Below are 22,817 nucleotides of genomic sequence, written 5' to 3'. Positions count from 1 at the left end.
AATTCAATGTATAAATGAACTCCCGAAACTATTCTGTTTCGGGTTTTTCTTTTTTCTTAAACCACCCTTTCATAAAGCCCTTTTTAGGTTTTTCTTCTTTAGATACCTTATCTCCTTTTATTTCCTTTTTCAAATCTTTTACAGATTGTTTTACATCTTTTACGGCTGAAACCGTATTATCAACAGTTTTTTTTGCTTTATCTACATTTATCCCAATCAGGGTTTTCTTTAAGCCTTGTTCAATCCCTTTCCAGAAAAGATTAAAAAAAGATTTTGTAGGATCTCGTTTCACATCCTCTACATCTACCGCTTCAGGCAAATTTCCGGAATCTGAGCGTACAACCAAGTTGGCAATTGCCGTAAGAACTCCTTTTTTCTCCTGATTGTTTTTGTCTAGAATAGCAACTTTTAAATCTTTATGTTTAAGATTAAATGTTCCGCCTAAACTAGTTGGATTTCCTTTAAAATTAAATAACATCTCCTGAATCATTCCTTTTGCCGTTACATGAAGATACGGACGAATAAAAGGGTTAATTCCTTCCGCAGGAAGGTTCACTGCCTTACCTGAAATATTAAACACATCATTTTGATTTGCTACATCAAAATTCCAGTTTACAGATAACGGAGCAAGTTTCATGAACGAACAATCAATCTTTATATCAACACGAGTTGGTTCTCCTTTCATTTTTGCAGAATTAAGATTTTTGACATTCATATTAAAATTGCTGAACGTAAGTTTTCCTGGCCCTGCACTTTCCGGAGTATCTTCTTCGTACACTAAAACTGAATTTTTCAAATCCAGATTATTTATTTGCATCGGAATTTTTATCGATCTCAACATTCTGGAATACAAAGGCTTTTCTTTGGGATCGTCTTTAGGTATTTTACTCCTAAAAATATTCGCATCCGCAGATTGAATCGTTACATTTGAGGCTCGAATAAATTTATTTTGAGAAAATAAATCCCAATTTCCTTCCGCCATAATTTGATTGGCTTTAATATCATACAAATCCTTTTCAACAGGTATCATTTTGATAAACTGAGCTCTCGAAACAAGAGGTTTCATTGCAAAATTATTAATCTGAGCCTTGTTTTTGTTTAATTTTAAAAGTCCAACACTTAAATTATAAAATTGAGTTTTATAAACGAAATTTTTAGTTGTTAGAAAATAATCTTTAACATTAATTGTATTCCCTAGGTTATTCGGTTTGGGAGCAATTTTAATATCGTTTAACGTTGCATTCAAATCGTTAAAAACCAATGGCTCTCCACCTTTATCATACGTAATATTTGAGTTTTTAAGCGTTACCTTTCTCACCAAAACAAACTCAATCCTACTCTCTCTTGGTGTTTTTTTTACTTTTTTCTCACTGTCTCCTATCTTTATAATTCCGTTTGCATGATCAACTAAGACATCTTTGATATCAAGATTAAGTTTCTTATTTGCAAAATCTAATGTATTGATATTAAATACTGCATGATTTACCTTAAGTCCGATAGATCTTCTTCCTAAATTACTTTGATTGGGAGTAACAGAAACATTCCTTAGCTCTCCTCTTTTAGGATTAAAAACAATATTTCCAATTGCAAAATTCTGATGATTCGAATACAAAATATTATTCCCCGAAAACTGAAAGTCTTTATACCCAAACGGAATAACTTCTTCAGATGTTTTTTTGTTATATTTTAATTCATCAATATTTAGCTTAAAGTTTTTAGCAAATAAACTATTACTTCCATCCGGTTTCAAAACCTGAATTGTTGCATTATTCAGATTAATATTATCCAAATTAATCTCATAATTTAACAACTTCGTGGACTTTTTCTCTGCAACAACATTCGTATTGTAAATTGTGAGAACAGGATTTTGGAAACTTGCTTTAGAAAGAGAAACAGGATTTTTCTTCAATGCTATATCTTTAAATTCCATTTCAGGAATATTACACTGAAAAAGTTTTGCTTTTTGGGGATAAAACCTTTTGAACTGTTCAAAACTCAACAATGGAATCAGATTGAAATTTTCTACTCTCACCTGTTGATTAGAGGTCTTTATTTCATTGATTGTTAACGCGTAAACATTATTTACTCGAAAGAAAAACCCTTTCCCTTTAATATCATATTTATCAAAAACAATGGGTAATTTATTTTCTTCCGACTCGTCTGCCATCTGAAGATTTTCAACAGATAAATTTAGTTGCTGAATAGATAAAAGTTTTTGTTTTGTATGTCTGAAAACATTGATTTTACCCTTGCTAATTTTAATATTTTCAAATAAAAATGGGTTTTCTTTTTTACCTTTTTTTTTATCCGTCGGTTTTGCAAGAATAATATTCAGATTGGGACCTGCCAACAATATATCTGATGAACTTATCCTCTTATTAAAAAGAGCATCATAAATCCCAAATCGATTTATTTTTAATGTATCAATCGTTCCCTGAACACCTAAAATATTACTATTTTGAGGGGTTTTAGAATTCACAGAAATCCCCGTGGAAAAAATATTTCCCGTTCCTAAGTCTACATCCAAAGTTTTATAAGAAACCCTATAGTCCGTATTATCTTTAATATACTTTGGAAGCTGGGTTTTAAGCCAAATATTCAATCCAAAATTTGCCAATAACAAAACGGCAAAAAATACCCCAAGACCGAAAAGTAATTTTTCAACCCATTTTTTCATTTTTGTGATTTGGTTTAATCAATCTTGAATAAATATAAGATTAATTTTTCACAACCAACTCAATCACATATCCTTCGTGACCTCTTATATTGATAAAATTACTATTATCAAAACTTAAATACTGCCCTTTTATACCCGTTAATTTCCCTGTGAATTCAGGCTTTTTATCCAATGTAAACGAATTTATTTTCTCCGGTTTTTCAAAAGGATAATCAAACTTCCAAAGATTTTCACCTTCGCTGTAAAACTTTTTGAAATCTTCAGGAAAATATTCTTTTATTTTTTGTTGAAAATCAGACAAATCAACTTCATCTTCCAAATCATCCTGAAGCATTTTCCTCCAATTTGTTTTATCCGGTATATGTTCTTTTAGCGCAACTTCTATCATTCCTGCTTCATATCGGTTTTCTGTAACAGCAATCGGCAACGCAAAAGTAGCGCCTTGGTCAATCCATCTTGTGGGAATTTGAGTGTTTCTTGTCACCCCCACTTTCACATCTCCAGTGTATGCTAAATATACTGTATGCGGTTGTAGTTGAATTTCTTTTTCTACTTCCAAATCGCGCTCTGCAATTCCAAGGTGTGCTGTAGAAAGCTCAGGACGAATAATTGTGTCACTTGCGTAAGGGCTCTCAAAAAAGCAGCTTTTACAAAACCCCATTCTATAAATAGGCTTGTTTTCCTGACAATTCACACACTGATATCCTGTATGTTTAATAGTTAATTCTTTTCCAAACAACTCATTCATATGAATTAAATCACCGGAAAGATTGAGATAATATTGTATAGGCTCCGCATTGAAGCTCGTCATTTTTAAAATTTGCCCCTGAAACTGCATATTATTATGTTACTTTTTTAAGTAAATTTAATGATTATATTTTCAAAAAGTAAATTTTATATTTTTGCACAAAGAAAAAATCACAGATGAACTATCTTGTAACAGGAGGAAGCGGGTTTATTGGTTCTCACTTGGTAGAACAATTATTAAAAAAAGGACATTCTGTCATAAATATTGACAATTTTGATAATTTCTATAGTTATCAGATAAAAATTAAAAATACTTTAGAGTCAATTGGTGAAAATTCGAATTTCGAGTTCTCTGATAAAGAAAACGACATTCAAAATTTGATTTCAATATCTCGCTCTGATAATTACACCCTTTATTACCAAGATATTCGTGATAAAAAAGGACTTGAGGAAATATTTAGAAATCATAAAATTGATTTAATTATTCATCTTGCCGCACTTGCAGGAGTACGTCCTTCTATAGAAAGGCCTCTGGAATATGAAGAAGTGAATATTCGAGGAACAATGAATTTGTGGGAACTATGCAAAGATTTCAATATCAAAAAATTCGTTTGTGCTTCTTCATCAAGCGTATATGGAAATAATGAAAAAATCCCGTTTGCTGAAACCGACAATGTAGACAACCCGATTTCTCCTTATGCTGCAACAAAAAAATGTGGGGAAATTTTAGGTCATGTTTATCATGATTTATATAAAGTTGACATGATTCAATTAAGGTTCTTTACAGTTTACGGACCCAGACAAAGACCTGATTTGGCTATACATAAATTCACAAAACTCATTTCAGACGGTAAAGAAATTCCATTCTATGGAGACGGAACTACCGCAAGAGATTACACCTATATTGACGATATAATTGACGGAATTACAAAATCGATTATTTATTTAGAGCAAAATTCCGATGTATACGAAATCATCAACCTTGGAGAAAGCCAAGTCATTAATCTCAATGAAATGCTTTCTACCATAGAAAATACCTTAGGAAAATCTGCCATTCGAAAAAATCTGCCAATGCAGCCCGGAGATGTACAAAAAACCAATGCAGATATTACAAAAGCTAAGATATTAATTGGCTACAAACCTGACACAAACTTCCAAAATGGCATAAAAAAATTTGTGGAATGGTTTTTGAGAAAATGACATCAAGTTTAGTTACTGACACAGCTATAATACAGTCTATTAAGCAGTAATGAACAAAAATTAATAAAAAGAATTGAAAATCAGGTATAAAAAAGCGTATAATATACTCTATTTTTATACTTTTGCAAAAAAATTAGAAAATTATGTACTGGACATTAGAATTAGCTTCATATTTAAGTGACGCACCTTGGCCAATGACAAAAGCAGAGCTTATTGATTATGCAATCAGAACTGGTGCACCAATGGAAGTAGTAGAAAATCTTCAGGCGATTGAAGATGAAGGAGAAATCTATGATGCAATTGATGAAATTTGGAGTGACTATCCAACAGACGAAGATTATCTTTGGAACGAAGACGAATATTAATTAAAGTGATAAGCTTTAAGTAATTTCTTAGAGCTTATCTCCTTTTTTTTAAATATTAATTTTACACGTAAGTGTTAACAAAAACGCTTAAAGGGCATATCTTTAAGCATAAAGCAAAAAATTTATGAGTTTTTTAAACAAAGTTCTAAAAGGGTTTTTGGGAGACAAGAAAGCGCAGGACCTAAAAGAAGTAAAAAAAGTTGTAACAAAAATCAAAGCTGTTGAACCAAACATTCAGCAATTGTCGGATGATGGTCTTAGAGAAAAAACTGTTGAGTTTAAAGAAAATATTAAATCTGCAACAAGTAAAATCACAGCTCAAATAGAACAGATACAAGAGCAGATAAAAAATTCGAAAAACGTTGATGAAAAAGAAGCGCTTTTCTCGAAAATTGAGTCTCTGAAAAAAGAATCTTACGAAATTGAAGAAAAAGTTTTGAGCCAAATTCTTCCTGAAGTTTTTGCATTAGTAAAAGAAACAGCAAGAAGATGGGCACAAAACGGAGAAATTCGTGTAAAAGCATCTGATTGGGACAGACAATTAGCTGCAGCAGGAAAAGATTTTGTAGAAATTCAAGGAGATACTGCTGTTTGGAAAAACTCATGGGATGCTGCCGGAACGCCAGTAAACTGGGATATGGTACATTACGATGTTCAGTTCATCGGTGGGGTTATTCTTCACAGTGGTAAAATTGCCGAAATGGCAACCGGTGAAGGTAAAACGTTGGTAGGAACTTTACCAATTTTCCTAAATGCACTTCCTGGAAGAGGTGTTCACGTTGTAACGGTGAACGACTATCTTGCAAAAAGAGACTCCGCTTGGATGGGACCATTATATCAATTCCATGGTATGTCTATCGACTGTATAGATAATCACCAACCCAACTCGGAAGGAAGAAGAAAAGCATATAATTCAGATATCACTTACGGAACAAATAACGAATTTGGATTCGATTATTTGAGAGATAACATGGTAACTTCACCTTCAGAATTAGTACAAAGAGAATTAAACTTTGCTATCGTTGACGAGGTTGATTCTGTATTAGTAGATGATGCAAGAACTCCATTAATTATTTCAGGTCCTGTTCCGCAGGGAGACAGACAAGAATTTGATGTTCTGAAACCATCTGTCGACAGAATTGTTGAAGTGCAAAAGAAAACCGTTTCTGCTATTTTTAATGAAGCTAAAAAATTAATTGCAGCAGGAAACACGAAAGAAGGAGGATTTAAGTTACTTCAGGCTTACAGAGGTCTTCCTAAAAACAGACAACTCATTAAATTCTTATCGGAAAGCGGAAATCGTGCATTACTTCAAAAAGTTGAAGCTCAATATATGCAGGATAACAACCGTGATATGCCGATTGTAGATAAAGATCTTTACTTTGTAATCGAAGAAAAAAACAATCAGGTTGACTTGACAGATAAAGGAGTAGAATACATGTCTCAAGGAAACTCTGACCCTAATTTCTTCGTTCTTCCGGATATTGGAACTGAAATCGCAGAACTGGAAGCTAAAAATTTATCTAAAGAAGAGGAATTTGAAGCTAAAGAAAAACTTTTCGGCGATTTTGCTGAAAAATCTGAACGAGTTCATACGATGAGCCAATTGCTTAAAGCATATACATTATTTGAAAAAGATGATGAATATGTGGTAATTGATGGTGAAGTAAAAATCGTTGACGAGCAGACAGGTCGTATCATGGAAGGAAGACGTTATTCAGACGGTCTTCACCAAGCGATCGAAGCTAAAGAAAATGTAAAAATTGAGGCTGCAACTCAAACTTTTGCTACTGTTACGCTTCAGAACTATTTCCGTATGTACAACAAACTTGCGGGGATGACGGGTACAGCAGAGACAGAAGCAGGAGAGCTTTGGCAAATCTATAAATTAGATGTTGTTGTAATTCCTACAAACCGTCCGATTTTAAGAAAAGATAAACAAGATTTAGTTTATAAAACCAACAGAGAAAAATATAATGCCGTAATTGAAGAGATTGAAAGGTTAACAGCTGCAGGAAGACCTGTACTTGTTGGTACTACTTCAGTTGAAATCTCCCAATTATTATCAAAAGCATTACAATTAAGAAAAATACCTCATCAGGTTCTTAACGCAAAACTTCACAAAAAAGAAGCTGAAATTGTTGCAGGAGCAGGACAGCCAGGAGTAGTTACTATTGCTACAAACATGGCTGGTCGTGGTACCGACATTAAGCTTACAAAAGAAGTAAAAGAAGCAGGGGGGTTAGCAATTATCGGTACTGAAAGACACGACTCCAGACGTGTTGACAGACAGCTAAGAGGTAGAGCGGGACGTCAGGGAGACCCGGGAAGTTCTCAATTCTATGTATCTCTTGAAGATAACCTAATGCGTTTATTCGGTTCTGAAAGAATTGCTAAAATGATGGACAGAATGGGTCATAAAGAAGGTGAAGTTATTCAGCATTCAATGATCAGTAAATCTATCGAAAGAGCTCAGAAAAAAGTTGAAGAAAATAACTTTGGTATCAGAAAAAGACTTCTTGAATACGATGATGTAATGAACAAGCAACGTGACGTTATCTATAAGAGAAGAAGAAATGCGCTATTTGGAGATCACTTAAAGTACGATATCACAAATATGATTTTCGATGTAGCCAATTCTATTGTTGCTAAAGGAAAATCTACAGGAAACTATAAAGATTTCGAATACGATATCATTAAAACTTTCACAATGGAAGCTCCTGTTTCTGAAAATGACTTTAAGAATAAAAACATTCAGGATCTTACCAATATTTTATTTAAAGCAGCACAGGAAGACTATCAAATGAAACTGAACTTATTGAAAGAGAAATCGTTCCCGATCATTGAGAATGTATATCAAAATCAAGGTTCAATGTTTAAAATGATTCAGGTTCCGTTCACGGATGGTAACAAAACAATGACTATTGTTGCAGATCTTAAAGAAGCTTATGAAACTCAATGTGAAAGCTTAATCAACGATTTTGAAAAGAACATCACTTTATCAATTATCGATGAAAACTGGAAGCTTCACCTTCGTGAAATGGATGACTTGAGAAGATCTTCACAAGGAGCCGTTTACGAACAAAAAGATCCACTTGTAATTTACAAACAAGAATCTTTCCATTTATTCAGTGAAATGGTAGATAAAATGAATAAAGAAATCATTTCTTTCTTATATAAAGGAGAAATTCCGGCATAAGAAAAATTAATCTATACAAAAAAAAGTCAGGACTTCGGTTCTGACTTTTTTATTATCATTAATCAGAAAGGGTTATTACAACTGTTTTTGCTACAAATATTCTACTTTTATTACATAAAATTAATTGCATAGATTTTTATTGATATTCATAATTAATTTAATGATAAGATAAACAATAAACATAAAATTTATTATTTTTAAAAATTCAAAATTAAAGCATGTCATTAATAGATTTATCAAAAAATGTTGCCCTTGGAATTGACATTGGAGGCACTAATACCAAATTTGGAGTTGTAAACCATCGTGGTGAAGTTCTTGAAAAAGGAAACCTACGTACAGATGCTTACGAAACGGTAGAAGAATACATCGACGCACTATATGAAAGCATTTATCCTCTAATTGAAAAACATAGCAAAGAAAGAACTTTTGATGGAATCGGAATTGGAGCTCCTAATGGAAACTATTACAAAGGAACCATTGAACAGGCTCCAAATTTACCTTGGAAAGGCGTAATTCCTTTTGGTGAAATGATGACAGCTAAATTTAACCTTCCAACGACGGTTACCAATGATGCCAATGCAGCAGCTTTTGGTGAAATGCTTTTTGGAGCAGCGAGAGGAATGAAAGATTTCATCATGATAACTTTAGGAACAGGCGTTGGTAGCGGAATTGTTGCAAGTGGAAAACTAATCTACGGACATGACGGATTTGCAGGAGAACTAGGTCATACTATTGTAAAACCCGGAGGTAGAAAACATTGGAGTACAGGTTCTGAAGGAAGCCTTGAAGCTTATGCTTCTGCAACAGGAATTACCATTACTGCAAAAAAAATGAGAGCAGAATTTCCGGAATCTATGCTTAATCAGTTTCCTGAAGAAGAAGTTAACTCTAAAACGGTTCACGAGTGTGCTTTAAAAGGAGATCCAATCGCCATTGAGGTATTCAGATATACAGGTCAGAAATTAGGAGAAGCATTGGCAAATTTTGTCATGTTTTCTTCACCTGAAGCCATTCTTCTGTTTGGTGGAGTTATCAAAGCTGGTGATTTTATTTTAAAACCGGCAAAGCTTCATATGGAAAGAAATCTTCTTCCTATTTTCAGAAACAAAGTGAAATTGGTTTTCAGTGAACTGGATGAAGCTGATGCCGCTATTCTTGGTGCAAGTGCCCTAGTTTGGGAAAAATAATTAAATAATATTGAGTTTCCTAGAATGAAGAAGAACAATTTAGAGCAAATCACTTTTGGTGGCGGATGTTTTTGGTGTGTAGAAAACTGTTTCAATTTACTAAAAGGGGTAGAATCTGCCATTTCAGGATATTCCGGAGGTCACAAAGAAAACCCCACTTATCAGGAAGTTTGCACAGGCGAAACAGGGCATGCAGAAGTCGTACAAATTACTTATAATCCGGACATTATTTCTTATGAACAATTGATGGATGTATTTTTCTTTCTTCATGATCCCACACAATTGAACAGACAAGGAAATGATATTGGCACTCAATATCGTTCTGTAATTTATTATAAAGATGAAACTGAAAAGGCAAAGGCAGAATTGGCTATAAAAACATCTCAGGAAACAGGAAGATGGCAGGGAACTTACGTTACAGAATTAACCCAATTCGACAGGTTTTGGCCTGCAGAACAATATCATCAAGGATATTATACTGAAAATCCAACGCAACCTTATTGCAGTACAGTTGTTGGTCCTAAAATTCAAAAATTCAAAAAACATTTCGGGGAATTAGGAATGTTGAATATATAAGAAAAAGCGAAGAAACTAATCTTCGCTTTTTTTCTAGATATAAACTGAAGAATAATTATTCTATACTATCATTTTCTTGATTTCCAGCATATTTTTCAATCATAAGAGATGTTGACTTCTTAAGCTCTCTTCCAGTATCTGGATCTACTCCATCTTTTGTAAAAAATTCAACATTCCCATTAAATTTAGAATACCAAGTTTTCCCAACTGCATTTTCAAAAGTTAATGTATCTTTTCGTAAAATTCTTTTAAAAAACTCCAGCTCAACCTCATCAACAGGAATTTTATTATCATATAATGGGTTTTTATCATCACAATCTACCAATTTATACTCACTACCATTCCAGTACATACATTCAGGTTTAGGTAAAAGATTAGCAAAACCATATTTCTTCTTGGGATTATTAGAAAAAACGACACTTCCTGTGACAATGCATACCAATAAAAACACCTCCATTATTCCCAAGCCATTGTTTTTGATAAATTCTGGCATTGAAAGAATTGGCTTATTGATAATTTGTATAACAACTTTAGAAATTCTCTCACTTATTGAATATTCAACCGTTTTCCATTCTGCGCAATATTCTTTAAAATTATTATATCCAAGGTAAACACTTAGTTCATCTAAAATCCTAGGTTTAATGTTGTAATCTTTCTCTTGTATCACCAAAGTATTATAGTAAGTTTCGAAAGTTTTATAACTCAAACTAATTTTATAATCATCCCACAAAGAATATTCCAAATACTTAAGAATACCGCTGAATGACTTTTCAGTGGTATTGTTAGATGCTTTTTCAAATACATCTTCTAATAGTTTTTTTCTTTCATCAAAAAATTTTGACATTTTCAACAGGTTATTATTCATAAAATTAAATAATCGGCAGAACATTACGTTACGGCTTCCCGTATTTCTCATTGAAAATTTCCAAAAACTCTCCAAAAACTTTCTAACCCTCACCTTTCGATTTGTTTCATCTTTGCTTCAGAAATCAGTGATAAACAAAACATTAGAATAACAAATTTACAAAACTGATTTCAAAACAACCAGATAAAACGGAGGAAAACTCTGGATTGGGAAGCAGTAGTTTCTCTTCCGTTTTTGACGGTTCACTTCCCTAAAAATTTTAGAAGCGCTTCAAAAATTTAAAAAAACGTGTAACACTACTTGTGATCTGTTTCACAAGGAAGAACACCTAAAGCTAACAACAAAATTTTAAGGAAATGATCCAATTTATATTAATGCTATTAGGTTTAGCATTTTCAAATAACAACGCAAATACAGCATGTGATAACACTCAAACCCCAACAACTGTACTAAGTACAACAAATTCCGGAAGCAGTTTAGATCCGGGAGGGAGCGATGATGATACAAGCGGAGGAAGCGGACAAAAACCACCATTTAACTAAATTTATATAAGAGAGCTGTTATATACAGCTCTTTTTTTTAAATTAGTAAGCAAATTATTAATCTTGAAATATTTATTTGTATTATTAACTTTATTAGTTATTCTTTCTTGTGAAAAGAAGGCGAATAAAAAGCTATATAATAACAATGAAAATAAATTTTATATACTGGCAAAAAAATCTAAAGATGAAACCACGGCATATAAACTTTTCAATTACGCAAAAGAAGATTTCATAAATAAAAAAGATTCTTTGATGGCGGGAAAAGCCCTAATAAACATGGCTATAATTATGTCTAATCAAGGGGATTACTATGGAAGTTTACAAACATCTATTGAAGCTCGTAAAATATTACTTCCAAAAGACTCCCTTCATAATGAAGTTATTGCTTCAAACTTTAATTGTATGGCCATCGCTTCCGAGAACCTTAAACAATATAACAAATCTGTTGAATATTATCAAAAAGCTCTATTTTATACACATGATTCAATTACAAAACTAGCTTATATAAACAACATTGGAAATTCTTATTTACAAAAAAAGGATTACTCAAAAGCATTAAAATACTTTAATTCTGCGCTCAAGAATAAGAATGTCAAAATCAACAAAGTTGACTATGCAAGAGTAATAAACAATTATGCTAAAACTAAATATCTTATAAATCCAAACTATAATCCCATTCCTGCATACAAAGAATCACTCTCAATAAGAGAACAGACTAATGATTTATCAGGTCAAAATTTTGTTCTATCTAGTTTTATTGAATTTTATAAAGACAAAGATATTAAAACAGCTATAGCATATTCATTAAAAAGATTAGCAATTACTAAAAAAATGAAAAATCCGGATGATCAAATGGAGACATTACAACAGTTGATTATTCTGGAGCCTTCTAATTATCTAAAATACTTTACTGAATATCAAAAAATAAATGACAGCACACAATTAGCAAGAAATGCTGCAAAAAATCAATTTGCCTTAATACGTTTTGAAGCAGAGGAGCATAAAGTTGAAAATCATAGGTTAAAAATTGAAAATACCGAAAAAGAAATCGACCTTTTACAAAGAAACATTGGTCTTGGTATCCTATCAATAATATTAATCGGTGGTATATTTTGGTACAGAAAAAGAAAGCAGCGCCTCGAACAAGAAAAAGAACTCGAAATAAAAAATACACAACTAAAAATATCTCGAAAAGTTCATGATGTGGTTGCTAATGGCATTTATCAGGTGATGACAAAAATTGAAAACCAGAAAAATTTTGATAAAAACAAGGCTCTTGATGAGCTTGAATTTGTTTATGAAAAATCAAGAAATATTTCTTATGAAGAAATAAAATTGGAAGAAGAGATCCCTTTTGAAGAAAGAGTTTCAAGCCTTATTGCTTCATTTAAAAATGATAACATAAACACATATGTGGCAGGAAACAGCAAAAATATTTGGTTGGGTCTAAACGCTACTGCCCAAGATGAAATCTATCAAATCATTCGGGAACTTTTGGTGAATATGAAAAAACATAGTCAGGCAAACAGAGTGGTTTTTAAGTTTGAAAGAAATGACAACAACATAAAAATTCAGTATACAGATAACGGAATTGGCATTTCGGGAGATATCATCCGAAAAAATGGGTTGACTAATACGGGAAACCGTATTGAATATCTAAACGGAGAAATTATTTTTGATCCCCAAACCGAAAGGGGACTTAGAATCAACATTTCATTCCCTGTTTTTTAAAAAAGACAAAAAAATGTTCAAAAAAATTTTAATAGCCGAAGACCACGAAAGCATCAGTATTTCTGTTCAGAAAACATTAGAAGAACTCAATGTTCCAACCGTTGATTATGTATATTATTGTGATGATGCATTATCTAAAGTTCAAAAATCTATTCGCGAAAAAGAACCTTATGACTTATTAATTACCGACCTTTATTATGAAGATGATCATCGTGAACAAAAAATAAAAGATGGTAAAGAATTAATCGAGGAGATTAGAAAAATTCTTCCTGAATTAAAAGTCATTGTTTTTTCTGCCGAACATAAATCCGGAATTATAGATTCACTTTTTACTGAATCAAAAATCAATGGATATGTCCGAAAAGCAAGAAATGATTCAAAAGAACTTAAAAAAGCTATTGAAACGGTACTTAATAATAAAAATCATTTGTCTTTAGATCTAAAACAAGACCTAAAAAACCTTAATAGTTACGAATTTTCAGACTATGATATTACTCTAGTCTCTCTTTTATCACAAGGCATTTTACAAAAAAACATCCCTGTATTTCTTAAAAACAACAACATAAAACCCAACAGCCTAAGTAGTGTTGAAAAAAGATTAAACAGCCTGAAAGAGGAATTGGAAATCACAAGCAATCAGCAATTAGTTGCTTTTTGTAAAGATTTAGGAATTATTTAATTCCAAACAAAATACATTTCATATAAGAACCTTTCATTTTTTTGAAAGGTTTTTTCATTTTACGGTTTCCCGTAAGGATTGGTTTTTAAAGGGTTATACTTTTGGAATGTTAAATACAAGTACATATGGAATATAAAGTAATCCCTTTTGTTGCAACCGCAACTCATCAGAATATGAGTTCAATCAATATTGCACAACAATTAGAAAAGCTAATCGCCACTCAAACCAATGAAGGGTGGAAATATATAAGATTAGAAAGTGTCTCTACCTATATTCAGCCAACATATGGTTGTTTTGGAATAGGAGCCAAACATGGTTATATGGCGTATTATCAAATGGCGATCTTTTCAAAAGAATAAAATGAAATACTTACTTATTCTTATTATTAGAATCTATTGGCTAATCTTTCCTCCAGAAAAAAGAAGGAAATGTATCTTCAAAACAAGTTGTTCAAAATATGTTTATCAAGAAACTATTGAAAAAGGAATCATTTCAGGACTTAAAGCCTTAAAATTCAGATTCAGAAATTGTAGGTCAACTGCTATTCTTCACAAAAATCCATCAACAAATAATCTTCAAGTCATCTTGCCTAATAATCAAATACTTGAAGAGAAAGACATTTCAGAATATCTATTAAACAAAAACAATTATGGGAAAATTTATTATTAAAAAAAGAATTAACAACGAGTATCAATTCAATTTAAAAGCAGGAAACGGAGAAATAATCCTAACAAGTGAAGGCTACGTCCAGAAAGCATCTTGTCATAAAGGGATAGAGTCAGTAAGAATTAATTCTCAAGATGATTCAAGATACGAACGAAAAGTCGCGGTAAATGACAAATATTATTTTGTACTAAAAGCAAGAAATGGTGAAATCATTGGTAAAAGCCAATTATACAATTCAAAATCTGGGATGGAAAACGGAATTGAATCCGTAAAAAAGAACGCTCCTCTTGCTGAAGTTATCGACGAAACCATCTAAGAATATAACAATGGAACTTAAAATTAAACTAGAGCAGTTACATCAAAGAGTGGTTGGATTGAAAGATCAAATTACAACAGAAGAAGCAACAAAAAATGCTTTTGTAATGCCTTTTATACAGATTTTAGGATATGATATTTTCAACCCGACCGAAGTAATACCAGAATATATATGTGATATTGGAACAAAGAAAGGTGAAAAAGTAGACTATGTAATTAAAAACCAAGACAATCCAATTTTAATCATAGAATGCAAACACTGGAAAGAAAATGCTGATGCACACAATTCTCAACTTCATCGTTATTATCATGTTTCAAAAACTAAGTTTGGAGTTCTTACCAATGGGATTATTTACAACTTCTACGCAGATCTTGAGAAACCCAACATTATGGATGAAAAGCCTTTTCTTACCATAAATCTTGAAGATCTGAAAGACAGTTCAATAAAGGTTCTTGAAAGTTTTACAAAATCCAGATACAATCTTGAAACCATCCTAGATTCTGCAGAAGCATTAAAATACATCAAAGCCATCAGAAAAGAATTTGAAAAAGAGATAGAAAATCCGTCTGATCAGTTTGTTAAACTTTTAGTAAGTAGATTTTTCGACAAACCTATCAATGCAAACAGATTAGTTTCATTTAAAGAATATACTAAAAAGGCATTAACAACTTCTATTAATGAATCAATCAGCTTCAGGCTAAAATCTGCTTTAAACATCAACGAGCAAATTGAAAAGCAAGATAATACAAATATAAACCCGATTGATGAAAACAACGAAGCACCGAAATTAATAACAACAGAAGAAGAGCTGGAAGGATTCCAGATTGTAAAAGCAATTTTAAGAGAAAAAATTTCGTCCGAAAGAATCGCTCCTAGAGATACCCAATCTTATTTCGGAGTATTGCTGGATGACAACAATAGAAAACCAATTTGCAGATTCCATTTTAATACTTCCAATAAATATTTAGAACTATTTCATAACGGTAAAGACTCAGGCGAAAAAACACTTTTGAATACTCTTGATGATATATACAACTATAGAAACGAACTTCATACAACATTAGAAAACTATAACTAAACTTTTTATTATGAAAAAACTATTACTTACAAGCCTTTTAGCATTTGGTTTATTATTACCTGCATCTGTTTCTGCAACAGAAAACACTACAACTTCAACAGAGTTTTTCTCTAAAAGAACAAAGAAAAATAAAAGCAGAAAAGCAAAAAGAACAAAATCAAGAAGTTCAAGATCGTATTCTAAAAGTGGCGGATGTACCTATAACGGACACCAACTGTACGTTGGTTCAAGAGGAGGATGTTATTATTATGCCGGTAACAGCAAAGAATATGTAGACAGAGCATATTGCTCAGGATGCAAATAAAACCCCAAAGCCCAACTAAAAAATTAATAACCATGAAATACCTCATCATCGTTGCAGCAATTTGTTGTTTCATTGGAATTGTTGATTTACCATTGAGTTACTACTTTTTTCTCAGAATTTTAGTCTCTTTGATGGCGCTCATCATTATCTTTAACGAATTCAGAAGCAGAAGTTTCTGGCTAATTGCTTTCATCCTCATCTTCATACTTTTCAATCCTTTTTGGCCAATTTATTTCTATTTAAAACCCTTTTGGATTGTTATTGATATTCTAGTTGGGCTTTTATTCTTCTATTATTTTTCCACATTAATTCCGAAAAAGGAAACAAAAGAACCTGAAGCCATCGACATTCAACATGAAGAAATTACCAAAACCCGAGACCGAATAATTAAATAAAATATGGAAACAATACAAATACCTGAAAAAATAAAAGCTCACTTTTTAAGACTATATCAAATGGCTATTTGTGATGACGATTTTAGCACACATGAGCTCAAATCACTTTATAAACTCGCTGAAGAAAGAGGAGTTTCACAGAAAGATTTAGACGAAATTCTTTTAAACCCAATTCATTCAAAAACTATCATTCCTGAAACCCTCGAAGAAAAAGCAGAAGCATTGTATGACCTTACTGTAATGGTTTGGGCAGACGGAATTGTCTCAGAAAACGAATACTCTATGATGGAAAAATATGTTTCCATGTTTGGCTTTGTGGAAGAAAATGTAAAAAGCATTGTTGATTATTTTTTAGATGCCGTAAAACAAGGTAAAACAAAAACTGATATTCTTAATGACCTTAAAAATTAATTATCCATGAATGCAATGACCTCAAATATCAAAAATATTTTCAGATTAAAACCTGTTCCAATCAATAATTCTAATAACGAACCTGTAAATCCGAATCCTGAACAAAATCCAGAAATTACAGAAGAAACCAGAAAGAGAACTTACCACGAATCAGGATACAGAGACAGCTCTAGAAATAGTGGAAATCACACGGCATTATCCATTTGTCTGGATGCGATTTATTCTAAGTTTCAAAATGAAGAAAAGGAACTTGTAGAAAAACAAAACAAGCTGAAAGAACCTTATCTGAACGAGCAAAAAAATAAAGAAACTGAAATAAAAGGTCTTACCGTTTCTTTAGATAACAAAGAAGAACAGTTAAAAAATGTCGGAGATAATATTAAAAACGTTCAGGATACCATTGAAAAAATAAAATTCGAAATCAACGATTTGCCAAGAAACCCTGAAGTATACAATATAAAAGCAACCAAAGGAGCTTCCACAAAATTTTGGATAGGTCTTATTATTCTTATTCCAATAAGTTTGTATCTATTTACCTTTTATATTTCCACTTCATATTCTGCCTTTTTTAAAAATTTTGACGCCAGCGGAAATATCATACAAAGCGTTTTAGACGCTCAGGCCTTCAACAAAGCATGGGATGAAGGCTCTTTGGAAGGAGCTTTTGTTACACTAATTCCGTTTGTTTTCTTAGGATTAGGATATCTCATCCATATGTTTGGAGAAAATAAAAGTTTTGCCAATTACTCAAAAGTTGCTTTACTTTTTATTATCACATTCGTTTTTGATGCTATTTTGGCGTATGAAATCGAGTCAAAGTTATACGAACTCAACAAAACATTCAACTCTCCTCCTTTCGATCTATCGATTGCTTTTACAAAAAATCAGTTTTGGGGAATCATTTTCGCTGGATTTATTGTTTACATCATTTGGGGACTTGTTTTTGATTTTGTAATGAAAGAACATAAAGAAAAAGACAAGATAAAACACGAACAACTCAAGAAACAAAAAGATATTCTCGTTCATCAGGAAAAAATTCAGGAATTTGAAAAACAAAGAGACGAAATAAGAAATAATATCGGAAGCATTAAAGAACTTATTGCAAAGGCTAAAGGAAGAATAGAAGAGCTTCAAAATATTATCGATGGAGTAATTATCCCTACGAAAGACTACAAATTATACGCTTCGGAATATATGCAAGGCTGGATTACGTTTGTTAACGAAAAACTGGCGGTTTCTCATCCTGTAAAACAGGAAATAATTGAAGAATGTAAAAAACAATATATCTACAACCTCAACAAAGTAGGTGCTAATTCTGATAGTCAAAACTCTGTTTATATGTCCGTTTTATAAAAAAATAACTATGAAAAAATTAATCTGCTTTTTAGCATCTGCTTTACTTTTCATACAGTGTGGAAAGCCAAAAGCTCAGACTTCCGAAGGTTCTGGTCAGGCAAATAACTCTTCAAATACTAAAAATCTTAATGTTAGTATTTTGATTGATCTTTCGGATAGAATTGACCCTGAAAAAAATCCGAACCCAACAATGGAATATTTTCAAAGAGATATCGAATATATTAAAGCCGTAAACAAAGGTTTTTTAAATCACATCAAAACTAAAAAAGTAATTCAGCTTGATGATCAGATGCAGGTTTTCTTCAATCCGGAACCCTCAAATCCCAAAACGAATGAGCTTACAAAAGAATTAAAAGTTTCTTTTGATAAAAACACAACCAAAGACAATATTGATTTAGTTGAAAGAAAATACACTTCTTTGCCTTTGCAGATTTATCAGTCTGCAATCAAGGATAAGCAATATGTAGGTTCTGATATTTGGGAATTTTTTAAAAATAAAGTAAAGGATTATTGCATAAAAGATAATCACCGAAATATTCTTTTCATTCTTACAGATGGATATATATATCATAAAGATTCCAAATTTTCTGAAGGCAAAAAATCATCTTATCTCACTCCTGAATTGGTAAAATCTTTAAAACTAAATTCTTCGGATTTCAAAACAAAAATTCAGGATTCAGGACTCGGTTTTATAAAAGCCAATGATGAATTAGAAAATCTGGAAGTCGTTGTATTGGGTATAAATCCTGCAAAAGGTAATCCGTTTGAAGGAGATGTCATTAAAGAATACTGGGAAAACTGGTTCAAAGAAATGAAAATCAAAAACTATCAAATCAAATCTGCCGACCTTCCTTCTAATCTGGAACCTATTATTTTAAAAGCAATTTCAGGGAAAAACTAAAACACTCCATATATTAACTATCAAAAAAGGCGAAGATGAATCTCTTCGCTTTTCTTTATTTTCTTAGCATTTCCGTATGCGGAATATCGTCTTCCAAATATTTCTTACCTGTATCTTCAAACCCAAATTCTGAGTAGAATTTCAGCAAATAATCCTGCGCAGAAATCCTGATTTCAGTAGTATGAAATCTATTTTCAATGGCTTCAACGGCATATTGTATAAGTTGCTTTCCTAAATTTTTTCCTCGTGCTTTTTCAGTAGTCAAAACTCTTCCTATTGATGCCTCATCATATTTTATGCCCTTGTCAAAGATTCTGCAATTTGCCAAAACTTCTCCATCTACTTCCGCCCAAATATGTATTGCTTTTTGGTCATAATTGTCCAAATCAGGATAAGGACAGTTTTGCTCAACAACAAAAACATCTATTCGGGCTTTTAATACGTTATATAACTCCGGAACAGTAAACTCATCAAAAGACTTAATCTTCCAAATAATATTACTCATCAAAACTTACACTATTTTGAGTTAAAAAATCATTGGTTTTCTCAATAAAATTTAGGATTTCTTCGCATCCTTCTTTTTTTTCAGCAGAGGTAACATATAATTCAGGCAAATCTTCCCATGTTTTATGAAGTTCAGCTTTATAATCCTCTACATTTTTAATCACAGCATTAGGTTTCAACTTATCTGCTTTTGTAAAAACGATAGAAAACGGCACTCCGCTTTCTCCACACCATTGAATAAATTCTAAATCAATCTTTTGAGGATTGTGTCTTATATCTACCAAAACAAAAAGATTCACAAGGTTTCTTCTGTTTAAAATATAATTGGTAATCAGTTTCTCAAAATCTTTCCTGATAGACTTTGAAACCTTAGCATATCCATAACCTGGTAAATCGGTTAAGTACCAGTTTTCATTAACTAAAAAATGATTAATAAGCTGTGTTTTTCCTGGAGTTTGAGAAGTTTTAGCCAAATCTTTATGATTCATCATCGCATTAATCAGAGATGATTTACCAACATTTGACCTTCCTATAAAAGCATATTCAGGAATAGTAGGTTCCGGGCAGTCTTGCCATTTTCCGCTACTCTTTACAAAATTTGCTGTTTTAATAACCATTTTAAAATCTTTTTAGAAAAACAAACCATTAAGAAAAGCTCTTAATGGTCATTTATATTTTAATTTAAACTTTATCTTTTATCCAGTTGTATAGAATTTCATTGAATTCATCTGGCTTTTCCATCATGGCTGCATGACCACATTTATCAATCCAGAATAAATCTGAATTTGGAATAAATTTATGCATATCTTCTGCAACCTCTGGTGGAGTTACATTATCTTGTTTTCCCCAAATCAGACAAGTTGGTGTCAAAATTTTAGGTAAATCGTTAAGCATATTGTGTTTGATGGCACTTCTTGCCAACATCACTGTTTTTATACCCTTCATTCTATCGTTTACAACAGCGAAAACCTCTTCAACCAGATCATCTGTTGCTACAGCTGGATCATAAAAAACCTCTTCTGTCTTCTTTCTTATATAAGAACGGTCATTTTTTCTCGGAAAACTATCCCCGAAAGTTCTCTCATATAAACCAGAACTTCCTGTAAGAACAAGATTCTTAACCAAATCTGGTCTCGCCAACGTTAAGATAAGTCCAACATGTCCTCCCATTGAGTTTCCTACAATAGAAACAGGACCATTGATATGACTCTCGATAAACTTTATAATATATTTTGCTAAAGTCGTAAGATTAGTATTGAGTACCGGCAAATCGTAGATTGGTAACTGAGGCACATATACTTTGAACCCCCTGTCTGAAAAAAAATCCACCATCTTATCGAAATTACTCAAACCACCCATTAAACCGTGCAACAGCACCAATGGATGTCCTTCTCCCGCCTCTACAAAGGTATATTTCTTTTCTTTTTTTGTACTAAATATCATATAACGCCTTTAATAAAGCCTTGCAAAAATACGAATTAAACCTCAAAAATATTTTGATTACCCTAATTTAAAATAAAAATAATACAATAATCCCTTTTTTAACTTTTTTTTTGAAAATCTCACCACCAAAGAACTTACAATAGATTTCACAACATCCATTTTATCAACCATTTACACTATAAAAATATTATAAATCATAAAACTTATTAACATTAAGGGAAAAAGTGGGAAAAAGTGGGAGATTTTGGAATTTATTATATAAATTTGTCCCAAATGAAAAATTTCATTGGAACATATGAGTGCAAAATTGACGACAAAGGTCGCTTAAAAGTTCCTTCATCTTTAATAAAACAGATGGAAAACTTTGATGACAAGACTTTTGTAGTCAAGAGATCTGTGTTCCAACCTTGTCTGGAAGTTTACCCTATGAATGCATGGGATAAATTGATGGGCAAAATTAATAAACTAAACAGATTTATTAAAAAGAATGCTGATTTCATTAGAATGTTTACGGCAGGTGTAAAAACAGTTGAACTGGATAGTGCAGGAAGATTACAAATTTCAAAAGACCTCACTCTCTTTGCAAGTCTTCAGAAAGACATTGTGATTACAAGCGCAGGAGAATTATTTGAAATTTGGGATAAAGAAGCCTACGAAAAGGTAATTTCCACCAATGAAGTTGATTTTGCAAGCCTTGCCGAAGATGTGATGGGCAGTTTCGATGAAGAATAATACGCTAATTAATAAAAGCGAGAAAAACACAACTTAGACATGTATCATAACCCCGTTTTGTTGAAACAAAGTGTTGATGATTTGGTGACGAATCTGGACGGAATATATGTAGACTGCACTTTTGGCGGCGGTGGTCATTCAAGAGAAATACTAAGTAGACTTTCTGACAAAGGAAAGCTGTTTAGTTTTGATCAGGATTTAGATGCTCTTAAAAATACGATTGATGATCCTAGATTTACATTAATCAATCAAAATTTCAGATTTCTGGAAAACTCGTTATTAATGTATGGAGTTTCTCAGATTGATGGTGTTTTAGCAGATTTAGGGGTCTCTTCTCATCAGTTTGATGAAGCAGAAAGAGGCTTCTCCACGAGAAGCAACGCTCCTTTGGACATGAGAATGAACATAATGCAGGGTTTGGATGCGAAAAGAGTTATCAATGATTATGATGAAGAACAACTTGCCGACATCTTTTATTATTATGGAGAATTGAGAGAAGCCAGAAAATTAGCAAGAGATATTGTTCATCACAGAAAAACAAAAAGTATTGAAACAACGGAAGATTTGAAAAAGCTATTCAGTTATCTTCCTCCACATAAAGTAAATAAATTTTATGCTCAATTGTTTCAGGCAATAAGAATTGAAGTAAACCAAGAACTTGAAGTCTTAAAAGAAATGCTTGTTCAGGCACACAACGTTTTAAAACCTGAAGGAAGATTGGTGGTTATCTCTTATCATTCATTAGAAGACAGATTGGTAAAAAGATTCTTAAAAAACGGAATGTTTGAAGGTGAGCCAGAAAGAGATATCTACGGAAATTATAAAAAAGCATTTGAACTAGTAAAAAGCAAAGCTATTATTCCTAATGATAAGGAAATTGAAGAAAATTCAAGAGCCAGAAGCGCAAAAATGAGAACAGGAATAAAAGTGTAAAAAATTTTCA

25 protein-coding genes are annotated in these 22,817 nt (G+C 32.2%); 19 read left to right on the top strand and 6 right to left on the bottom strand.

Annotated features, from left to right (window positions below; all coding sequences use genetic code 11):
- Positions 1–28: 28 nt before the first annotated feature.
- Together OH806_RS05855 and OH806_RS05850 are read right to left on the bottom strand one after the other, a co-directional pair.
- The gene (locus OH806_RS05855) at positions 29–2,677 is read right to left on the bottom strand and encodes an AsmA family protein (protein WP_264742736.1); all 2,649 of its coding nucleotides are present in this window, start codon (positions 2,675–2,677) and stop codon (positions 29–31) included.
- A 40-nt stretch (positions 2,678–2,717) separates the two neighbouring features.
- Positions 2,718–3,515, bottom strand: a complete 798-nt coding sequence (locus OH806_RS05850; protein ID WP_264742735.1) for a DUF2797 domain-containing protein — start codon at positions 3,513–3,515, stop codon at positions 2,718–2,720.
- Between the two features lie 86 nt (positions 3,516–3,601).
- On the opposite strand from OH806_RS05850, the gene OH806_RS05845 reads away from it, so the two are divergent.
- The 5 genes from OH806_RS05845 to msrA all read left to right on the top strand — a co-directional run bounded on the left by OH806_RS05845 (position 3,602) and on the right by msrA (position 9,951).
- Complete coding sequence (locus OH806_RS05845) at positions 3,602–4,624, top strand: GDP-mannose 4,6-dehydratase (RefSeq protein WP_264742734.1); 1,023 nt, start codon at positions 3,602–3,604, stop codon at positions 4,622–4,624.
- Positions 4,625–4,767: 143 nt separating this feature from the next.
- Positions 4,768–4,989 carry a DUF2795 domain-containing protein gene (locus tag OH806_RS05840; RefSeq protein WP_027382805.1) on the top strand — a complete coding sequence of 74 codons (222 nt, stop codon included), beginning with the start codon at positions 4,768–4,770 and terminating at the stop codon, positions 4,987–4,989.
- A gap of 124 nt (positions 4,990–5,113) precedes the next feature.
- A complete protein-coding gene (gene secA / locus OH806_RS05835; RefSeq protein WP_264742733.1) occupies positions 5,114–8,188 on the top strand; it encodes a preprotein translocase subunit SecA in 3,075 nt (1,024 codons plus the stop codon).
- A gap of 218 nt (positions 8,189–8,406) precedes the next feature.
- Positions 8,407–9,375, top strand: coding sequence for an ROK family protein (locus OH806_RS05830; protein WP_264742732.1), 969 nt, complete (start codon positions 8,407–8,409; stop codon positions 9,373–9,375).
- Between the two features lie 24 nt (positions 9,376–9,399).
- Positions 9,400–9,951, top strand: coding sequence for a peptide-methionine (S)-S-oxide reductase MsrA (gene msrA / locus OH806_RS05825; protein WP_264742731.1), 552 nt, complete (start codon positions 9,400–9,402; stop codon positions 9,949–9,951).
- Positions 9,952–10,006: 55 nt separating this feature from the next.
- Here the strand turns inward: msrA and OH806_RS05820 are convergent, their stop codons facing one another.
- Positions 10,007–10,795 (bottom strand): hypothetical protein, encoded by a 789-nt coding sequence (locus OH806_RS05820; protein ID WP_264742730.1) that lies wholly within the window; start codon positions 10,793–10,795, stop codon positions 10,007–10,009.
- A 377-nt stretch (positions 10,796–11,172) separates the two neighbouring features.
- Between OH806_RS05820 and OH806_RS05815 the strand changes: the two genes are divergently transcribed.
- From OH806_RS05815 to OH806_RS05760, 12 genes are all read left to right on the top strand, one after another.
- Entirely contained in the window at positions 11,173–11,358 is a 186-nt protein-coding gene (locus OH806_RS05815; RefSeq protein ID WP_264742729.1) for a hypothetical protein, read from the top strand.
- Positions 11,359–11,421: 63 nt separating this feature from the next.
- Entirely contained in the window at positions 11,422–13,089 is a 1,668-nt protein-coding gene (locus OH806_RS05810) for an ATP-binding protein (RefSeq protein ID WP_264742728.1), read from the top strand.
- A gap of 13 nt (positions 13,090–13,102) precedes the next feature.
- Complete coding sequence (locus OH806_RS05805; protein ID WP_264742727.1) at positions 13,103–13,768, top strand: response regulator; 666 nt, start codon at positions 13,103–13,105, stop codon at positions 13,766–13,768.
- A 125-nt stretch (positions 13,769–13,893) separates the two neighbouring features.
- Positions 13,894–14,127 (top strand): hypothetical protein, encoded by a 234-nt coding sequence (locus tag OH806_RS05800; protein WP_264742726.1) that lies wholly within the window; start codon positions 13,894–13,896, stop codon positions 14,125–14,127.
- A 1-nt stretch (position 14,128) separates the two neighbouring features.
- Positions 14,129–14,437: a membrane protein insertion efficiency factor YidD gene (gene yidD / locus OH806_RS05795; RefSeq protein WP_264742725.1), complete on the top strand. Its 309-nt coding sequence runs from the start codon at positions 14,129–14,131 to the stop codon at positions 14,435–14,437.
- Positions 14,418–14,750, top strand: coding sequence for a YegP family protein (locus OH806_RS05790; protein WP_264742724.1), 333 nt, complete (start codon positions 14,418–14,420; stop codon positions 14,748–14,750). Before yidD ends, OH806_RS05790 begins: the two co-directional genes overlap by 20 nt.
- 10 nt (positions 14,751–14,760) lie before the next feature.
- Positions 14,761–15,828 (top strand): type I restriction endonuclease, encoded by a 1,068-nt coding sequence (locus tag OH806_RS05785; protein WP_264742723.1) that lies wholly within the window; start codon positions 14,761–14,763, stop codon positions 15,826–15,828.
- A 10-nt stretch (positions 15,829–15,838) separates the two neighbouring features.
- The gene (locus OH806_RS05780; protein WP_264742722.1) at positions 15,839–16,132 is read left to right on the top strand and encodes a hypothetical protein; all 294 of its coding nucleotides are present in this window, start codon (positions 15,839–15,841) and stop codon (positions 16,130–16,132) included.
- Between the two features lie 32 nt (positions 16,133–16,164).
- Positions 16,165–16,527 (top strand): DUF6804 family protein, encoded by a 363-nt coding sequence (locus OH806_RS05775; RefSeq protein WP_264742721.1) that lies wholly within the window; start codon positions 16,165–16,167, stop codon positions 16,525–16,527.
- Between the two features lie 3 nt (positions 16,528–16,530).
- Positions 16,531–16,938, top strand: coding sequence for a hypothetical protein (locus OH806_RS05770; RefSeq protein WP_264742720.1), 408 nt, complete (start codon positions 16,531–16,533; stop codon positions 16,936–16,938).
- 6 nt (positions 16,939–16,944) lie between these two features.
- Positions 16,945–18,291 (top strand): beta-carotene 15,15'-monooxygenase, encoded by a 1,347-nt coding sequence (locus tag OH806_RS05765; RefSeq protein ID WP_264742719.1) that lies wholly within the window; start codon positions 16,945–16,947, stop codon positions 18,289–18,291.
- Between the two features lie 10 nt (positions 18,292–18,301).
- Positions 18,302–19,195, top strand: a complete 894-nt coding sequence (locus tag OH806_RS05760; RefSeq protein WP_264742718.1) for a hypothetical protein — start codon at positions 18,302–18,304, stop codon at positions 19,193–19,195.
- A 55-nt stretch (positions 19,196–19,250) separates the two neighbouring features.
- Here the strand turns inward: OH806_RS05760 and OH806_RS05755 are convergent, their stop codons facing one another.
- The 3 genes from OH806_RS05755 to OH806_RS05745 form a co-directional block, all read right to left on the bottom strand.
- Positions 19,251–19,700 (bottom strand): GNAT family N-acetyltransferase, encoded by a 450-nt coding sequence (locus OH806_RS05755; protein ID WP_264742717.1) that lies wholly within the window; start codon positions 19,698–19,700, stop codon positions 19,251–19,253.
- Complete coding sequence (yihA, locus tag OH806_RS05750; protein WP_264742716.1) at positions 19,693–20,316, bottom strand: ribosome biogenesis GTP-binding protein YihA/YsxC; 624 nt, start codon at positions 20,314–20,316, stop codon at positions 19,693–19,695. The genes OH806_RS05755 and yihA overlap by 8 nt, the downstream gene beginning before the upstream one ends.
- Positions 20,317–20,380: 64 nt before the next feature.
- Positions 20,381–21,142 (bottom strand): alpha/beta fold hydrolase, encoded by a 762-nt coding sequence (locus tag OH806_RS05745; RefSeq protein ID WP_264742715.1) that lies wholly within the window; start codon positions 21,140–21,142, stop codon positions 20,381–20,383.
- 273 nt (positions 21,143–21,415) lie between these two features.
- Here OH806_RS05745 and mraZ point away from each other — a divergent pair, with 273 nt between their 5' ends.
- The gene (mraZ, locus tag OH806_RS05740; protein WP_264742714.1) at positions 21,416–21,874 is read left to right on the top strand and encodes a division/cell wall cluster transcriptional repressor MraZ; all 459 of its coding nucleotides are present in this window, start codon (positions 21,416–21,418) and stop codon (positions 21,872–21,874) included.
- A 39-nt stretch (positions 21,875–21,913) separates the two neighbouring features.
- On the top strand, positions 21,914–22,807 hold the full coding sequence (rsmH, locus tag OH806_RS05735) for a 16S rRNA (cytosine(1402)-N(4))-methyltransferase RsmH (protein WP_264742713.1): 894 nt from the start codon (positions 21,914–21,916) through the stop codon (positions 22,805–22,807).
- Positions 22,808–22,817 lie beyond the last annotated feature (10 nt).

Source organism: Chryseobacterium oryctis, assembly GCF_025971925.1.
Taxonomy (GTDB): Bacteria; Bacteroidota; Bacteroidia; order Flavobacteriales; family Weeksellaceae; genus Chryseobacterium; species Chryseobacterium oryctis.
The sequence above is the reverse complement of the archived record's forward strand: the minus strand, read 5'-3'. Positions and strand labels throughout refer to the sequence as shown.

Excerpts from the sequence above, each read along its gene's own strand:
- OH806_RS05855 (WP_264742736.1), bottom strand. The coding sequence starts at position 2,677 with ATGAAAAAATGGGTTGAAAAATTACTTTTCGGTCTTGGGGTATTTTTT.
- OH806_RS05850 (WP_264742735.1), bottom strand. The coding sequence starts at position 3,515 with ATGCAGTTTCAGGGGCAAATTTTAAAAATGACGAGCTTCAATGCGGAG.
- OH806_RS05845 (WP_264742734.1), top strand. The coding sequence starts at position 3,602 with ATGAACTATCTTGTAACAGGAGGAAGCGGGTTTATTGGTTCTCACTTG.
- OH806_RS05840 (WP_027382805.1), top strand. The coding sequence starts at position 4,768 with ATGTACTGGACATTAGAATTAGCTTCATATTTAAGTGACGCACCTTGG.
- secA (WP_264742733.1), top strand. The coding sequence starts at position 5,114 with ATGAGTTTTTTAAACAAAGTTCTAAAAGGGTTTTTGGGAGACAAGAAA.
- OH806_RS05830 (WP_264742732.1), top strand. The coding sequence starts at position 8,407 with ATGTCATTAATAGATTTATCAAAAAATGTTGCCCTTGGAATTGACATT.
- msrA (WP_264742731.1), top strand. The coding sequence starts at position 9,400 with ATGAAGAAGAACAATTTAGAGCAAATCACTTTTGGTGGCGGATGTTTT.
- OH806_RS05820 (WP_264742730.1), bottom strand. The coding sequence starts at position 10,795 with ATGTCAAAATTTTTTGATGAAAGAAAAAAACTATTAGAAGATGTATTT.
- OH806_RS05815 (WP_264742729.1), top strand. The coding sequence starts at position 11,173 with ATGATCCAATTTATATTAATGCTATTAGGTTTAGCATTTTCAAATAAC.
- OH806_RS05805 (WP_264742727.1), top strand. The coding sequence starts at position 13,103 with ATGTTCAAAAAAATTTTAATAGCCGAAGACCACGAAAGCATCAGTATT.
- OH806_RS05800 (WP_264742726.1), top strand. The coding sequence starts at position 13,894 with ATGGAATATAAAGTAATCCCTTTTGTTGCAACCGCAACTCATCAGAAT.
- yidD (WP_264742725.1), top strand. The coding sequence starts at position 14,129 with ATGAAATACTTACTTATTCTTATTATTAGAATCTATTGGCTAATCTTT.
- OH806_RS05790 (WP_264742724.1), top strand. The coding sequence starts at position 14,418 with ATGGGAAAATTTATTATTAAAAAAAGAATTAACAACGAGTATCAATTC.
- OH806_RS05785 (WP_264742723.1), top strand. The coding sequence starts at position 14,761 with ATGGAACTTAAAATTAAACTAGAGCAGTTACATCAAAGAGTGGTTGGA.
- OH806_RS05780 (WP_264742722.1), top strand. The coding sequence starts at position 15,839 with ATGAAAAAACTATTACTTACAAGCCTTTTAGCATTTGGTTTATTATTA.
- OH806_RS05775 (WP_264742721.1), top strand. The coding sequence starts at position 16,165 with ATGAAATACCTCATCATCGTTGCAGCAATTTGTTGTTTCATTGGAATT.
- OH806_RS05770 (WP_264742720.1), top strand. The coding sequence starts at position 16,531 with ATGGAAACAATACAAATACCTGAAAAAATAAAAGCTCACTTTTTAAGA.
- OH806_RS05765 (WP_264742719.1), top strand. The coding sequence starts at position 16,945 with ATGAATGCAATGACCTCAAATATCAAAAATATTTTCAGATTAAAACCT.
- OH806_RS05760 (WP_264742718.1), top strand. The coding sequence starts at position 18,302 with ATGAAAAAATTAATCTGCTTTTTAGCATCTGCTTTACTTTTCATACAG.
- OH806_RS05755 (WP_264742717.1), bottom strand. The coding sequence starts at position 19,700 with ATGAGTAATATTATTTGGAAGATTAAGTCTTTTGATGAGTTTACTGTT.
- yihA (WP_264742716.1), bottom strand. The coding sequence starts at position 20,316 with ATGGTTATTAAAACAGCAAATTTTGTAAAGAGTAGCGGAAAATGGCAA.
- OH806_RS05745 (WP_264742715.1), bottom strand. The coding sequence starts at position 21,142 with ATGATATTTAGTACAAAAAAAGAAAAGAAATATACCTTTGTAGAGGCG.
- mraZ (WP_264742714.1), top strand. The coding sequence starts at position 21,416 with ATGAAAAATTTCATTGGAACATATGAGTGCAAAATTGACGACAAAGGT.
- rsmH (WP_264742713.1), top strand. The coding sequence starts at position 21,914 with ATGTATCATAACCCCGTTTTGTTGAAACAAAGTGTTGATGATTTGGTG.